The organism is Ensifer adhaerens, from assembly GCF_020035535.1.
Classification (GTDB): Bacteria; Pseudomonadota; Alphaproteobacteria; order Rhizobiales; family Rhizobiaceae; genus Ensifer.
On record NZ_CP083350.1, the window covers coordinates 2,182,700 to 2,198,856 of the forward strand.

Here is a 16,157-nt window from a genome sequence, read left to right on the forward strand (position 1 = left end):
CGACCCCGGGGCGGAATGTGAAGCTCGCCCCGAACGTCGTGTAGGTGTTATTTCGAGACTGCTTCTGCGGCCGTCAGGATAACGTCGGCGACTTCAGCAGCCTTCGATACGTAAACAGCGTGGCTCGCGTCGAGTTCGGAAACCGTGCTGCCGGCGCGCTTGGCCATGTCCCTTTCGAGTTCCGGATTGATCGATCTGTCTTTCGTCGCGATAACCGACCAACTTGGTTTAGTTTTCCACGCAGGCTCGCCAGCCTTGGTGGTAAAGCTCGCCTTGCTCGCGAAAACCTGTGACCGCGCGATAAACGAGGAATCTTCTTGCGGCAGATCTGCGGCAAAGGCCTCAGAAAACGCGTTCGGGTCTAGGTAGAAGTATCCATCGGAGGTCGCTTTAACAAAGCCAGGCTTCATATTCGGATCGGGCTTGCTTTGTGCAAGGCTGACAAGGCTCTCGCCCTTCTCCGGTTGAAACGCAGCGACGTAAACCAGGCCCGCGACATTCTTGTCGTTACCTGCATCGGAAATGACCATGCCACCATAGCTATGGCCGACGAGCAAGGCCGGGCCGTCTTGCAAGGCCAGAACGCGGCGAGTTGCTGCGACGTCGTCTTTCAGCGACGTCAGTGGCTGTTGGACGATTGTGACATTGAAGCCTTTCGAGGAGAGAATGTCGGACACCTTGCGCCAGCCGGAACCATCGGCAAATGCGCCGTGAACGATGACAACGTTTTTGATATCCGCGGCGAGGGCCGCGGACCAGCCAGTTGAAGCAGTGACGACAGCTGCGAGTGCCGCAGCGGAGAACAAGCGGGAAATCATGGGATGCCTTTCGAGTTAATTGTGTCATGTTATTTATGACGATAACGAACTGATGGTCCCAGACCTGCGTGGCAATGTCCAGAGAAGCAGGCATGTTCAATGACCGCCTTCATCCTGTTTTTTGTCAGGTTTTGTAGTCGATGCGCGTCCAGATACATTGGCGTACAAATTTCGGCTATTCGGATTTTTGTGTGGAACCGCGGCCGATCGCCGAAGCTGACGAACCGGTGCAGTCTCCTGAGATTCCGTTCCATTCGACCCTTGAGATCAGACCCTTGCGGCGCCGCTCGAACTCCGCTCGACCGCCGAAGATCGCCACGCCATTGGGTGCCAGCTTGCGCTTCCAGATGCCGAGCTTCGTCGCGCAAGCTAATGCACCATCTCCGACCTGTGGTATCCTGCGGCAAGGACACCGTGGGGGATGCGATGTTTCGCGTGCTGGTGCTGATCCTTGCTCTCGTCGCATATCCGTTGCGGGCCGTCTCAGCGCCTCCGGACGTCGATTTGGAACTTGTGCTAGCGGTCGACACATCGGGCTCGATGGACACGGGGGAGGCGCGCGTACAGCGCCTTGGCTATCTGGAAGCGCTTCGACACCCGGACTTTATCAACGCTGTCAAAGGCGGATATCTGGGACGCATTGCCATTGGCTATTTTGAATGGGCGGGGCAGGTGAACGAGTCGTCGGTCGTCACCTGGCAGGTGATTGAAGACGCCAATGATGCCGAAGCCTTCGCCGCCAAGCTTGAAGCCCGCCCGATCAGCACGCGACGACAGTAGGCGTTCCTACGGCTGGCTCCCAATTGAGGATCTTGAGCGTCCTTTGCGAAACATGAGTTCCCGTCGATGAGCATCGCCTCAGAACTCTATAGAATATTCTTCTCTCGATAGTTGCAAAAGGCATTCTGTCCGTGCATATTTCCAAAGCATGTCGTCGAGGGGGACATCAAGATGCCATCAGTTTTCACGCATTTTCTTATATTGGATGAAGTAATAAATCAGCTTCCTCAAAAGGTAGCAGATATTGCGAGGCAGCATAAAGAATATTCTTACTGGGGATCAGTCGGCCCGGATTATTTCTATTTCTTCGAGCAGGATTGGTCACTCGCAGGCAAACTCGCTGGCTTCACTTTTAAGCTATATGACCAACTCGAAGAAGTGGTAGACATCTATAAAACAGCGTCAGCGTTCCGCTCCAGCGTTACAGACTGGATAAGTGGCGGGTTGACCGGTGAAATTGAGGGGATCGCCAAACGGTTCGAAGTAATCATAAATTCTCTTGTCGTGACGTTCCTGTCCAAGGGGGTGGATCTCTTTGAGGAATTCACGCCGCCAATCTCAAAGGATGCCAGCGTCTCGAAGGTGAATGACTGGTGGCTAGCGGATCTCGCCCACCAACGCCGCACAGTCGATTTCAGCCGATCGCTTTGGGATCACTCCAGAGGCAACCCGCGGCTCGAAGCCTACACGCTCGGCTATCTGACGCATGTGGGCGGAGACGCATCCGGACACCCGCTCGTGAACATGATCGTTGGCGGACCTTGTCGGACGCAATGGAGGAGACACGGCCTAATCGAAAAGGCGCAGGACACCCACTATTGGAACAAGTATCGGGGACAGAGGGTATCCGATTCTCATGCCCACAAGCTAATCGAGATGGAGAAGCCATCATCGCCGACCCTGCTCCCCGACATGCCGGAGGACCTGATCGATCTCATAAGCAATGCAATCAACAAGAACTATTCGGAATTCAACCTGAAGAACGGGCTTCCCGACCGCGACAGCATCAACAACATGTATCGCCTGTATTACAGGTATCTGCGTTCCTCCTCGACTTTGGGCGGGGTCAACATGCCTCCCCCGGAAGATTTTGACTGGTATGACCTACCGGAGTGGGTGAGAGACCAGCTACAGGACACGTGGGACAAGCGCCCGACCAAGGGGCTTCCAAGCATATCTGACCCCACAAACCTCGGGCAGTGGAAGTCTTTGATTTCAGGCATAGTACGGTCGGTTCTATGGCTGTCCGAACTCGTCATCAAGATTGCGACGCTGCCGCAGGCGATAGTAGCGAGACTGGGGACGGCGCCTGCGAGATATCTGCTCTGGCTGATGGAAAAGGCCCTCTATGAAGCCTACAGGGATATCCGGAGTGGCCTCGCCCTGGCCGCCTTCATCCATCCGGAGCCGGAACAGGTCCAGAGGCATTTCTCCGCCATCGTCAATCCGTCAGACAGGGATTGGAATATCTACCTGGAGGCATTCGGTTTTGCCCACTACACCAACGGCGACCAGACATACCATCTCGTTCATCCCTTCGTCTTCAATCCAACCCTTCCGAAAGAGCGGCCATACGAGCGGCCCGTCCCGCGTTTCCCCGACAAGATCAGAGCCATACTTAAGAGTGGCGACCCCAGCGCTGGCGACGAAGCACTATCGAGGCTGCTATTCGATGCGGACCTCTATGATGGCGTTGATGCCCTCTACGAGAGCGGCGCGCGCTTTAACCCTATCAACGGCGTCCCTCAGCAAGCTCCCAACCTAGACGTGCCGCTCCCCAGCGCGGTGGCGGCATCACTCGAACTGATCCGATATTTCCGGAGCAACGGCGCAGCGGGCCTGAAGAACATCAACCTCGACGGCGACAGAGGTTACATCTGGCCAACATGGGAATCCACGAAGACATCCGACAAGTGGCAGCAGTATTCCGACTTTAAATTTGGAGATTGGTGAGATGACTGTCTACAGATACTACCGGATGAACGAAGAGAACCCGATCAACTACGGTGCCAGCCTCTCCCTGGCCAATCCTGAGAACATTCCCTCAATCAACTCAGGGGCAGCGCTCATCGAAAAGACTCCATTCGGCCCGACAAGCAGTATGCGAATTGCCAGCACTTCTCCCGTCGGGCTGAAAATCGAGTGCCTAATATCCAACAGGGGGGACACCAACAGCACGGATTGCCAGCTCACAATCGTCTTCTGGGGCATCGATGGGAGAACTGGTACCTATCGCGTCCCTGGATCAAACATCATCCCTGCCGGAACGGTCATGGGCCAGATTGGCAGTGCGCTGGTGACGGCTGACGTCCTCTTCTCGCAGATCGCTCATCCAACCAACCTGCCGCCATTTACGAACATCGAGCAGATAACGCATGTGTATGGCATTGCATCTGACATACTTCGATGCCCGATGGACAAGCCGAGCTACGATTTAGTCAGCGGAGCCAAGTCAGGCCAAAAGCTTGCAATTAATCCACTCCGGATGAGCAAGGCGATTGGCTGCTGCAAGCCGCATCAGACATTCAGCCTGAACGGAAATCAGATACTCCTTGCCCAGGAAGCATATATCGAACTTGTGTTCACCCATGCTCAGGCAGGGCTGGATGCCGGCTTCGGACGCATGCTTGCCAACGGCGGTATCGAAAAGTGGTACCCGTCCCTCCTCGGGTCGACTCCTCCGAAAGACACGCTACTCCCGGACAAGCGGCTCCTTCCGGCAGGGGAGCTTGTTTTCGCACTGCTTAGCCCCCTCGGAACGCGGTTGAGTACCGAGCCTCCCTATTGCCGCATCACCATGGAGGGCGGTGATCGATCCATGAAGCTGGAATTCGAAGACGGCGGCGGCGGACAGTACTCTGACTACCATGTTCGGATCTTGGAACTCTAAATTGGCGCTCTCGTTCGATCTGAGCACCCATAAAATGGTGGGCAACAAAAGCCTTTTTGGTGGCCCACCATTTCGCTATCGACGCATCGAAGGCACGAGTGAGGCTTCCAGCAGCGAGTCGATAGCCGAGACGACGCAGTCATACTGCAAGATGTGATCGCGTTCTGTACGCCCTCCGCGACCCGCCCAATGCCTTGAGTATCGGCGAGCGATATGATGTCGTCACAGCGCCGCGTGGCCTGCTTCCCCTTAGCCCACCGATTTGGCATCTCGTCGATATGCCGGGTGATATCGTTGATGGCCCGTGTATGACTCGGAGCACTGATCACAGCGGACATGCGGGCTACAAGCCGCTTACCTCGAAGACTATTCCGTGTCTGATGATCTGCATCAAACACCGTTATAGCACTGCACGAAAGACACAATGACCATGACAGACGAGACCCTAGCGGACCGTGTAATTCGGCTTTCGGAGGAAATGGCGTTCCCCACTACCGAATGGGAGGCAAGTACGCTAGCGGAGGTTCTCACCTTGCCTCGAGTTGTCGTGACCCGTCCCTCCAAGCAATATCTGCTGAGCATCGGCATGATCCCTTATGGCTGCCATGTCAATTGTGCCAAATATGTCGCCCGGGATCCCGAGCACCTGACACGTCATGTCTGCGGATGGATAATCCATGGATCCGATCTCATTCTCCACTCAGTTGTCGAGCGTAACGGAGGCTGGCGTTGCCTGACCCCACAACTGGTCGAGGCGCCGCCGCAGTTCGTCTTCATTCCGGACCCGGCAATAGAGTGGGTGGAGACGCACGATGGATCCGGACGCGAACCCATCCGTAGCGGAAACCGGCTTCCTGATGCCCTTCGTAAATATCCCGAAGACCATATCCGCATGAGAGATCGTTTTCGCGAGCTCGTCAGCTCGGGAGTGTCCGTGCTCGATGCTCGGTCAATGATCGACGCTACGTTGGGAGCTGAGTTCAGCGCAAAGCCCGGTATCTGATCGGTATTGCCTTTCAAAGCGATTGCTAGCGCACCTCACTCTCGTGGAGTTACCGAGCTGGAAACGCCGATCGGCTAGTTCCATTTTGGTTGCACTGCTGTAGGTTGCGGAAAACATCGCGACCACGGGAAAGAACTAGATGACCAGGCAGGTATTCGACGTCCACGTGGAGTGCGTCAATGAGGGCGCCAACAAGGAGGCAGCATTCGACACGAAAGCAATTGCCATCAGCGTGTCAGCAGACGGCCAGCTCAAGATCGATGGGGGAGAAGGCAGGTCACAGACGCTTGGCGCGACCACGTGGGGAAGTGTCACTATCACCCGCCTCCCGCGGACTTGAATGAGAGAGCGGGGGACCAGGAGGCTATTGACTTCGGACAGCCTGTTGCGTGGCATCTATTGGATCTTCTGGATCGGGGTGTTCACGCTGGCGGCAGCACAACTCCTCTATCTTGTTCGAGGTTACAGCGAATTAGGGACAGCACTTTCATTGGTAGTTCCGGCTGCGTTCCTCGAGTACTATGCCGGCACACTCCGAACCGAAAAGGATGCTGAAGCCGAGCACCAGCTTCGATCCCATCAGTCATTCGCGAAAGGCGCTCTGGTCTGGTCCGGTCCCACGGTCTTTCCAGTGAATGATACCAGACAACTAGACGAGGGCCTGGCTTTCAGAAAAGTAATCGCTTCGACCGTAGGATTTGATGCGTACAATGGCGGATCCAAAGGTTCCTATTCCGACATCGTGCGCGAACTTCTGCCATCTGAAGTCTATGCATACCTCGGTCACGTCAAAGAACTCGAGAAGATCGACTGATCGATTTTTCTGCACCGACCAGGAATGCATCGGTGGCGTTACCGAGAGCGTGGCCGCACGCATTCGAGGTGGTGTAGGAACTTAGTCCGACCGAACCGCGCAAAAGTCTTAGCCGCATTGCGCGAATCTCGGACTTTCGTCGGGAGATGTTTCCATTGAACTGTCGAATCCTTGGCGACAACTTTGACTTAGGAACAGCTCCCCCGGGCGTCCCGCACAACAATGCGCGAAATCGGGCATTCTCAGCCACGCGGACGCCTAAAGATGTTAGCCGTACGATCGCGGCCAGGTGACAACGGTTGTATCCCATGGCCCAACTCTCGCTTTGCATAGCCATGCTACGCGACAGGGCGGAGCCGGGCGGTGATTGTTCGAATTGGCTCCAATCGAGGACGAGCATGCAAAAACACCGTAGAGCATACTTGAACATTCGTTCCAGAATATATATGTCATACCCATGGCGAGACCGAAAGAATTCGATACGGAAGCAGCCCTAGATGGCGCAATCAAGGTGTTCAGTGAGCACGGATACGAAGGTACGTCCGCGCAGATGCTTGTGGACTCGATGGGGATCGGCCGTCAGAGTATTTACGATACGTTCGGTGGCAAGTGGCAGCTTTACCGGGCGGCCTTGCGGCGGTACGGCTCTGGCGAGTGCTCAGCACACTTCGAGGCCCTACGGAAAGGCCCCCGCGCTATCGATGGTCTCTCAGCTATGCTCAAACGCGTAGTGGAAACTGCGGCTACGCCCTGCCTTGGCATGAGTTCAATTTACGAGTTCGGAACATCTAAACCCGATGTCACCGAGATCAACGAACCCCTAGCCTCCGCCATGAGCAGCGCGATCGCGGCGCAAATTCGAGAGGCCCAGCGGGACGGCGATGTGGCGGCAGACCTAGACTCTGAGATTGCCACGCAGTTCCTTAAATCGGCAGTCGCCGGGATCCGGCTTGCGGGGCGCAGCGGTGCCGACCTGCGTACCCTTATGGGTTTGGCGGAAATCTCGTTGAGGTCCCTACGCTAATTTTTTTTGACCAATTCTGGAACAATCATTCAACAAAGGATGGAGCTTATGAAGGCAATAGTAATGAATGGCATCGGTGGCCGTGACATGATGGAACATGTCGAGCTACCAGAGCCAACGCCCGGTCCCGGAGAGGTACTGGTCGATATCGCCTATGCAGGTGTCAACTTCATGGACATAGGTGTCCGACAGGGGATCGCCTGGACCGAGAGACCAAATCCCAAGGTTCTTGGCGTCGAGGGCGCCGGGCGGGTTATCGCTGTAGGCGAGGGCGTCGAGGAGTTTGCCGCCGGCCAGCGCGTCGCCTGGGTATATGCTCCCGGCAGCTATGTTCAACGGATTTCGATCCGCGCGACGTCGCTGGTCCCGATCCCGGATGATATCGACGATCGGACAGCGGCATCGGTTATGATGAACGGGCTTACCGCCAGCCATTTCGCAACCGAATTCTATCCGGTACAGCCGGGCGATGTTGCGTTCATCCATGCCGCTGCGGGGGGTGTTGGTCTCCTGCTTACGCAGATCATCAAGCTTCGCGGCGGCGAGGTTATCGGCCGTGTTTCTTCGGAAGAAAAGGTGGCGATAGCCCAGGCCGCCGGGGTCGATCATGTCATCGTCGATACGGAAGGCAGCTTTGTGGACGAGACGCTTCGCCTGACGAACGGTGAAGGTGTCCACGTGGTGTACGACGGCTCGGGTCCGACCACATTCCAGGGTTCGCTCGATATTCTGCGTCGGTCTGGAACTTTCTGTTGGTTTAGTCCCGTACTTGGGGGCCCTGGCGCACTCGACCTGATGAAACTCCCGAGGAGCATCAAGATCGGATATGCGACCTTCCTTGACCATATTCACACGCCCGCATTGCTGCGGCAGCATTCCAAGCAGCTCTTCAATTGGATCTCGGAAGGAAAGCTCAAGATCCATGTAGGAGGTGAGTATCCACTGGCGGACGCAAGCCGTGCTCATGCCGATATGGAAAGCCGCAAGACGGCGGGAAAGCTGGTGCTGGTCCCATGACGAACGAAGCAGCGATGGTTTTTGGCGGTGGCCGAGGAATCGGTAGCGCCATCGTCAAACGCCTTGGCGCAAACGGTTTCGACGTCGCGTTTACCTATGTGTCTCAACCGGATCGTGCTGCCGAGGTTGTGGCCGCTGTCGAGGCCACTGGGCGCCGGGCAATCGCTTTGAAGGCGGACAGCGCTGATGACGGAGCGATCGAAAAGGCGGTGGAGTCGGCAGCGGAGCAACTCGGCGCGCTTGATGCCGTAGTTGTGAATGCTGGGATCCTGCGTCTTGGAACGATCGATACGTTTTCGCTCGAAGACCTCGATCTATCGTTGGCAGTGAATGTGCGCGGCGTCTTCTTGGCGATCCAATCTTCGTCACGCCACCTGCGCGACGGCGGAAAAATCGTGACTATTGGCAGCAACACGGCCAAGCGGCCCGGCGGTCCGGGGAGCAGCGTCTATTCAATGACGAAGGCTGCTGTCGCGGCGATGGTCAAAGGTGTCGCCCTGGATCTCGCGCCTCGGCGGATCACGGTAAACAACATTCAGCCCGGTCCGATCGAGACGGACATGACTGCGCCTTTCGCCGACCATTTGCGAGATGCAATGCCTATAGGGCGATTGGGCAAACCCGAAGAAGTTGCCGCTCTGGTTTCATACTTGGTCGGGCCGGAGACTGGCTACATGACGGGCGCAGATATAACCATCGATGGTGGGTTTATCCTGTAGCAACAATAAGCTGCTTTCGGCAATTTCGGTCGCTCCGTCGGTTGAACGGAGCGATCACAAGTTAGCAGTTCGCTGACCTTCCACCACGCGTCGACGTTCCTTCCCAAGCCCCGCGCCTTGCCTGCCTGGGCGTGTCCGTCGCTTGACTTCGGGCGAAATGTTCCTTATTTGTTCCAAAATGGAGCTGACGCAACGAATACCTTTGATACGCTGATCCGGGACGCCGCCGCGGCGGCATGGGTTTTTCGTGTCATGGAATTCGTGCGATGCTAGACAATCTTGCAGTCGACCCCTCCATTCTCGACGCCGCATTCTGCGGTGCGTCAGCAAACGTCTTTTACCCCCGGGCAACCGTTTTCTGCAGAGGCGGATCGGCGTTCCGAAGCCAGCTCGCACGTGACCTTGGATGCCTCCTTGATGTCGACGACAATGTGGCTGCGTGGTCGTGCCTGCGGTTCGGATTTGCGCTCGAACGGGGGCCTCATGTGAGTGACTTTGTCGTTCACCGCGAGGACGGCGCCCGGCAGGCCATGGACGCTGTGGAAGGTGAAGGCAACCCGGCTGTCACCGCCGCTGCCGCTCGACTTGGCATCGACCACCGCTTCATTCCCCGCTCCGAAATCGAACGAGGATTTCGACTTCAGAATGCAAAGGACATTTTGCGCTACGCCAGATATCGAACCCCTTTGAACGACCGCGTCCGGGTGCTGGCTGCGCTAGAAGAGAACGGGACCATCACCGTCTCCGAAGCCTTCTCGCTGTTTAGGGAGGTCCAGCCAATGACAGGAATTTCCTGGTTGGTCCTAAACCGGTTTATCCGGGTTGACCTCGACGAGGCAATCTTGGGGCCGGAAACCGCCATCCGTCGTTTTCATCGTTGAAGAGGATTTAGCGCTGGACACAGCCCGACGAGGGCTGAGCAGAGCTGCGCTTTTGGGGGCGAAGAGTAAGAAGCTTGGCTGACTCTTACCGGGCGTCCGAAACAAGCCAGCAGACACTCAACTACCGCTACGCACCCGGAGTTTCAGCCCTTTGCGCGCCGCCTGCGGATCGATCTTCGCGTAGCTGTGCTGTTCCAGGAGATGCAGCAAGTGGGATGCTGTGAAGAGGCTGATCGCTTTCCCAATCGGGAATTTGTGAGCATCAGTGTGGCCGGGAGGCGATCGGGTCTAGGTCGACGGAGACTGTATCGACGCCCCAGACGCTGCTCGCCTGGGTCATGTCAAACGTTGCGCTATGGATTCGATCCGGTCTGAAGTTCAGCGTCTGATCCGCGCGGGCCGACAACCCGCCCCGGTCGCAGGTTGCCTTCAGACCAACAACTTCACCGACATACAGGCCCTGAAATCGCGCTGGAAGGCGGCCCGCCCACAGAAGCCTTCGCTTGCTGAGGCCTATATCTCAGTCCGGTGTTCCATGGACACAGCTGCCCGCCATTCGATATTTCGAATTTCCGGTTCGAGATTTCGAATGCCTGGTTCGAGATTCCGAACGCCAGTTTCGACTTGCGTCAGAGCTGCATCCTTGCTGCGCGCAATCTTTAATGGTCAAAATTGGGGCATTCCGTTGGAGATCGCGATCGAAAAGGAGCCGAAATTTCAACATTTCGAACGATCGTTCGGTAATACGGAATAAAAATCGGTATCGTTCGACAGATCGGAACAATCTGGTAGCCGACAATTGGGGTAATTCCCTACACGTAGCCGCTACTTCACTTATGGAGTCGCCTAGTGGTTAGGGAATTCCATTAGTGAAGTAGCGGGGAATTTGCAGATATTCGCTATTGCTAACTTAGGGTGTTGCGAATTTTAGGGGAGTTTGTGTGGAATCTTAGGGGATTAAAAATTCTTCCATCCGATTCATGAATGATTTCAGATATTTAACACCCACTCGAAATCGCCGAATATATAGAATCTTGGGGGACCATCGAGCATACGCTGACGAGGCTACTCGACGCTGGCCCTCCCACCCTTATCCGTTGGGACGACGACCCGATCACAGCGCTATCGTCTCCGCCAACTCCAGATATCGACAGAAGGCGTTTGCGAGCTGCATCTGCCGGGGTGTCTTGCATTCGGCCTCGAACACTTGCGGGGAGGCGACAAGGATGGCCATGCACTTGGCGCGACTTATCGCGACGTTCAACCGGTTCGCGCTGTACAGGAACTCCATTCCGCGTGGCGCGTCTGCATGACTCGACGTTGCCAACGAGAAGATCGCGACCGGCGCCTCCTGACCCTGGAACTTGTCGACAGTGCCCACGTGGGCGCCCGGTACGCGCTCCTGGATTTCAAAGACCTGTGCGTTGTAAGGCGCGATTATGATGATGTCTTGGAGGCCGAGGGCTCGTGTCTCACCGTCGCGGTCGGTCCATCGGGCTTCGGAATTCAGAAGCGCGTCGACGATCCTGGCGACGGCGATGGCCTCCTCCACCGAGCTTGACTGGTTGCCTGCGTGCACCACGGGAACGTACCGCAGACCGGTTCCCGTAAACGGCCCGTTCGAGGCGATGTCCTGAACACTGCATGACGGGATGGAGAACAGCTTGCCTTCATAGAACAGTTCGGAGTTGAAGGCGGTGATGCTCGGATGGAGTCGCCATGTATGCTCCAGGAACAGCCCATTTTCTGGCGCTATCGTCTTGCTGCCTTGGAGCACGTGATCTAGCGCGGAAACCCCTGTGCCGTCGGGATGCGAACCTTGCGTCGGCTGCTCCAACTGCTGCTGGTCACCGAGCAGGACGAGGGTAGGTGCCGCGGGCGAAACCGCTAGCACGTTCGCAAGCGACATTTGCGCGGCCTCGTCGGCGAAGAGCACGTCGACGCTGTCGGCAACGTCATCTCTGGACCAGAAGTACGGCGTTGCGCCGAGGACGTTGACCTGACCTGATTTAATAGATGCAGCCGCTTGCTCGTTGCTAGCAAAGATGCGGAGATGATCGGTTCCGTCTTTCTCCGTCTTGTGGCCCGCCAGGACGCTCGTACCGCCCACTTCGATTACCTTGTCGATCAAGTTCCGGATGACTTTGTGGCTGTTGGCAGTGATGCCGATCCTTTTGCCGTCCTGTATGAGACGACAGATCATATTAGCCGCCGTGAAAGACTTCCCCGTGCCGGGCGGTCCTTGGATCGGAAGCACTCCGCCGCGTAGCAAGCGCGATATCCGCAGCGCGCACTCAAGAGTGCTTTCGTCGGGCGCATGCAGCGGTCCATCCACGCGGGGCCGGTGGCGAAGGAGGAGGTCGCGGGCCGCCTGGTAGCGTCCTTCGCCTTCGATGCCGTTGTCCGCCACGTACTCGGCTAAACGGAACAGAGATCCTTCCTGCTGTTCGGTTCCGATGACTTTGTGAGCGAACACCCCTTCAGGGTGCATCTCGGCCGACTTACCCGTCTTCTTCACGTCGACGGTCCGCTCGTCCTTCGAGATCGCGACTACTTTACCGAAGTGCTCTCCTCCCGCTGCGCGCAGCTCCGCGTCATCCCGGATATCAGTATCCTGAGCGTCAAATCCGTAGCGGTCTGTAGGAATCCCTCGCCCGGTTACTTCTACGGTGCCGAGGAACCGCAGTCCGCCCAATCCCGCCTTTTCATCCATCAAATCCGATGCGGTGAGATCGCGAAGGCGAAAGAACTCCCACCAGACCGCCTTGGCTTCCCGGCGATGCCAGCCGAGACAGTGGGCGAGAACCCAGCGGCCCTGCTCGGCAGCACTTCTTTCGGTTACGTCTACGGGAACGTCGTGCGTGAGACGTTCGATAAGTGCCGCTACGCGTTGCTCGCGCTCCGAGATGTCCTCCCGCGGTTCATCGGGGCCGTTGACGGGGCGATCGATCAATGCGCCCGCTGCAATGGCCCCCGTTCGGAGCTGTTCAAGCCAGTCCCGAAGCGCTTCAGTGGACCGACAGTCGTCGTCGTTGTAGCTGGAGACCACTTCCTTTGTCGCATCCCCAATAGACAGCGCATCGTCGAGTTCGAGCGCGGCCTGCATCGATGTGAGCGCGAGGTTCGCCTCTTGCAATGGTGTCGAGCGTTCGAAACTGTAGAAGGGCTCGAGCCTCTTTATCGAATAGCTTTCGACGCTCGCGCGGAGCGCATGCCTCACCACCCCGTAGAGGTCGACCATAACCTTGCCGCGCAGCAGGTCGTCGACTTCGGCCTCGCGCGTGGCATAGCGTCCCATCAGGCGCTTCAATGCCCCAGGCTCGTACGGGGCATAATGGTAGACGTGCAGCTCGGGGTAGAGAGCCAAGCGCTCAACGACGAAGTCCATGAACCGCTCGAACGCGGCCCTTTCCGACCTCCGGTCGAAAGCCCAGTCGGCGACGCGGACGCGTTTGCCGCCATCGTCTCGATAGTGGTAGCCGAAGAGATACTCAAGCCCGTGTTCGCCGATGAACGGGTCGCCTTCGAGGTCGAAGAAGATGTCCCCGGGCGACGGTTCCGGGAGACGACAGAGGCCGAAGCCCGGAACGACATCGAGAAGCTCGTACCGCAGGTCGTGCGCCTCGCGTGCGCTGACCTGGATCTGCGCCTGTGAAATCACCTTCTGGAAACTTGCCGGAGATCCTCTGTCAGGCTTCCAGGGCATCGGAAATGGAAGCTGCGACAACGCGGCGGAGGTGCTCACGCCGTGTGCCTGAAGTTCGGTAATCTGTGACTTCGAGATGTTCGCCACAAGACAGAGGTGATCGTCTTCGCGTCGCCGGGTTTCGCACGCGGGTGCCCATCGACAGACGTCACAATGTTCCGTCGGTTCCGGGTAGTGGGTAGGGGCCCCGCCGACGGAAGAGGCCGCCTCAGCCGCTCTGCGCGCCTTCCTGTAGAATGCGCCGTAGTCAGCGACGCGAAACATCTGCGGAGCGAAGTCCGACCAGGGGACCACTACGTGAACGAATTCCGGCGTGACTCCCTGAAGTCGTTCAAGCAAGTCTGCGTAGAGGCAGAGCTGAAGTACGGTGCCTCCCTTGGTCTCGCGCGACAGCTTCGTGTCAACGATTTCGTATGACCAGGGGCCGAGGTCGCTCCCCACCTCGACCCTGCGAAGCACATCGGCCCGCCCGATCCATCTGTCGCCACCGAGCGCGGCTTGTGCGATGACATGCACACCGGAGCGCATGGCTTGCAGTGTCGCGTCCACCGTCTCATCCGTCACGCCCACCCCAGCGATCGCTGTGGCGGTGAGCCCGAGGCTTGCGAGATGATCGAGGAACTGCTGCTCGTGCCGAAAACCGCGCTCCTGGAGAACCTCAAGAAGCGGATCCGAACGAAACGGTTTGGCACGGGCTCCGTGCGCTACTTGGAGATCAAGCTCTGTCAGATGCCGACAGTTCAGGTGCCCGACGAGGTCACTTGCGCTGAGGACAATGTCTGTGCCGATTCGCCGCATTCCCAGACTATACGGCGTCTGCGGGTATTGTCGAACTGCCTCAGCGATAAATTGAACCGTGGGCAGATCTCGCAGCGCGCAAAGCCAAAGCGGCAAGCTGCCGCCTGCTCAAGTTCAGGCGCCTCCGAGTGATCCGACCGCAATTCCATTCGGCACCGGTTTTCGCCAGGATAGCCGCGCTGCGTCATGATGCTCCGCCAAGCGCCTTTCACACGCATGCAAGTGGACCTTCTTGCCGTGAAGGTCGGCGTACTCGAGGTGGGTCGCAATCCACGGAGCGAGCCGGATGGTCATCGTGTCCGGATCAATCGACAGCAATTTGCTGTCAAACAGCCCGTGTATGTCTGAGCGCAGAAGTAGCCCGTTCCTGGGGCTGTTGACCAACGGTCCGCCCTTATAATGCGGCGATATGTGCGCTGCCTGCAGGATGTCGGCGATTGCGGTTCCAGTCACGCAGCATCTTGCGCCGTACATCTCAATGAGACGCCGCCGAAAATAGGTTTGCTCGGGGCGGGTCTGCACGAGGGCGTATGACGGAATACGCACTCCGCTACTGTCTGCGTCGTGTTCCAGGAGGGCGGAGAGGGCCTGCCAGTCCGAGTAGATGACGTCCACGATTGCATCCCGGTGTCTTTCAAGGCTTATGCAGGTGGCCCTTGCGTTGAGAGACGCAACCACATCGTCGCCGAAAGAGGACTTGGCATAGGGCTTGCCATCATTGAGCCAGGCGACGCTACGGCGGAAGGCCGTGTCATGCTCCACGAGTTCGGGATAGTAAATTGGTGAGCTAAGAACTCGCCCCACGTATACATCGGTGCTGTGAGGGACCAGGACTGCGTCTCCGATCTTCATTCGCCGCAAGAAGCGCTGCATTTCTCCGGCGCCTTTTCCCGCGTGAACACGGTCGCCATACGCGCCTTCGATGATTGCCCTAAATTCGTCTTCTTGCACGTCAGCGGAGATGAGCTTCGATGCTTCGCTCCAGCCGATCGAGATCTGATCGTCTTCGATCACTTCTAGGACCTTGTCGATCCCTCGGGGTCTGATGTGGAGCCGATAGAAATCCACGCCTGGGAGCCGGACAACCGATCCCGACTGAGGATCGGGGGCGCGTTCCTCCCTCAACTGAGCGGCCCATTCCAGGAAGCGTTTCGTCTGACTGACGATGTCGCGAGGCGCTCCATCAAGGCATGCGACCTTGTAATAGCGTTTGATGCCGTTCGACAGTTGGACATTAACCAGAGTTCCCGGGAGGGGCTCCAACTCTTCGAGATGCCGAACGCCAGCGGCCACCTGGACCGCGCTTGAGCGAAGAAGCCAGAGCTTTCCCTCGGCATCGCGCGCCACAAGGCCCCGATTATTGCCTGGCAGGCCATCTCGCGCTGGATTTATCTCGATGATCTTGTCACTGCTGCGACCTTGTTCATCGATCAAACCAAGTACTGAGTAGAATGGCAAGTCGGCCCGATGCCATTGACCCACTTCGATCCAAACACCCAGATTGGGGGGCCGGCAGAGTTCGTTTTGTCCGACAGACATCGCGCTCCCTTCGGCCCAGAAGGCGTTTCGCCAGACGATCATTGCGGACATGATAGTGGCGCGATCTTCGACGGACTGCATATCGGCGGCACTCGGCATCTTAAACTCACAATTGCACGGATAAAAAAGTGGCCCCATCGCGAATGACAGGAACAGGGCAGACTGGAT

At 57.4% G+C, this 16,157-nt stretch carries 11 protein-coding genes and 1 pseudogene; 9 read left to right on the forward strand and 3 right to left on the reverse strand.

The window, feature by feature from the left end:
* Nucleotides 1-47: 47 nt before the first annotated feature.
* On the reverse strand, nucleotides 48-818 hold the full coding sequence (locus tag LAC81_RS30210) for an alpha/beta fold hydrolase (protein ID WP_223728346.1): 771 nt from the start codon (nucleotides 816-818) through the stop codon (nucleotides 48-50).
* A gap of 426 nt (nucleotides 819-1,244) precedes the next feature.
* Between LAC81_RS30210 and LAC81_RS30215 the strand changes: the two are divergent.
* From LAC81_RS30215 to LAC81_RS30255, 9 genes and pseudogenes are all read left to right on the forward strand, one after another.
* A pseudogene (locus tag LAC81_RS30215) lies at nucleotides 1,245-1,592 on the forward strand (DUF1194 domain-containing protein); the annotation flags it as partial.
* 177 nt (nucleotides 1,593-1,769) lie between these two features.
* The gene (locus LAC81_RS30220; RefSeq protein ID WP_223728347.1) at nucleotides 1,770-3,551 is read left to right on the forward strand and encodes a zinc dependent phospholipase C family protein; all 1,782 of its coding nucleotides are present in this window, start codon (nucleotides 1,770-1,772) and stop codon (nucleotides 3,549-3,551) included.
* 1 nt (nucleotide 3,552) lies between these two features.
* Nucleotides 3,553-4,488 (forward strand): hypothetical protein, encoded by a 936-nt coding sequence (locus LAC81_RS30225; protein WP_223728348.1) that lies wholly within the window; start codon nucleotides 3,553-3,555, stop codon nucleotides 4,486-4,488.
* 424 nt (nucleotides 4,489-4,912) lie between these two features.
* Nucleotides 4,913-5,491, forward strand: coding sequence for a hypothetical protein (locus LAC81_RS30230; RefSeq protein WP_223728349.1), 579 nt, complete (start codon nucleotides 4,913-4,915; stop codon nucleotides 5,489-5,491).
* Between the two features lie 367 nt (nucleotides 5,492-5,858).
* Nucleotides 5,859-6,305 (forward strand): hypothetical protein, encoded by a 447-nt coding sequence (locus LAC81_RS30235; protein WP_223728350.1) that lies wholly within the window; start codon nucleotides 5,859-5,861, stop codon nucleotides 6,303-6,305.
* 457 nt (nucleotides 6,306-6,762) lie between these two features.
* Nucleotides 6,763-7,329, forward strand: coding sequence for a TetR/AcrR family transcriptional regulator (locus tag LAC81_RS30240; protein WP_223728351.1), 567 nt, complete (start codon nucleotides 6,763-6,765; stop codon nucleotides 7,327-7,329).
* A 48-nt stretch (nucleotides 7,330-7,377) separates the two neighbouring features.
* A complete protein-coding gene (locus LAC81_RS30245; protein WP_223728352.1) occupies nucleotides 7,378-8,346 on the forward strand; it encodes a quinone oxidoreductase family protein in 969 nt (322 codons plus the stop codon).
* A complete protein-coding gene (locus tag LAC81_RS30250) occupies nucleotides 8,343-9,065 on the forward strand; it encodes an SDR family oxidoreductase (protein WP_223728353.1) in 723 nt (240 codons plus the stop codon). Before LAC81_RS30245 ends, LAC81_RS30250 begins: the two co-directional genes overlap by 4 nt.
* 266 nt (nucleotides 9,066-9,331) lie before the next feature.
* Entirely contained in the window at nucleotides 9,332-9,946 is a 615-nt protein-coding gene (locus LAC81_RS30255; RefSeq protein WP_223728354.1) for a hypothetical protein, read from the forward strand.
* A 1,114-nt stretch (nucleotides 9,947-11,060) separates the two neighbouring features.
* Here the strand turns inward: LAC81_RS30255 and LAC81_RS30260 are convergent.
* On the reverse strand, nucleotides 11,061-14,450 hold the full coding sequence (locus LAC81_RS30260) for a TM0106 family RecB-like putative nuclease (protein WP_223730362.1): 3,390 nt from the start codon (nucleotides 14,448-14,450) through the stop codon (nucleotides 11,061-11,063).
* A gap of 114 nt (nucleotides 14,451-14,564) precedes the next feature.
* A complete protein-coding gene (locus LAC81_RS30265; RefSeq protein ID WP_223728355.1) occupies nucleotides 14,565-16,088 on the reverse strand; it encodes an HNH endonuclease in 1,524 nt (507 codons plus the stop codon).
* Between the last annotated feature and the right edge of the window lie 69 nt (nucleotides 16,089-16,157).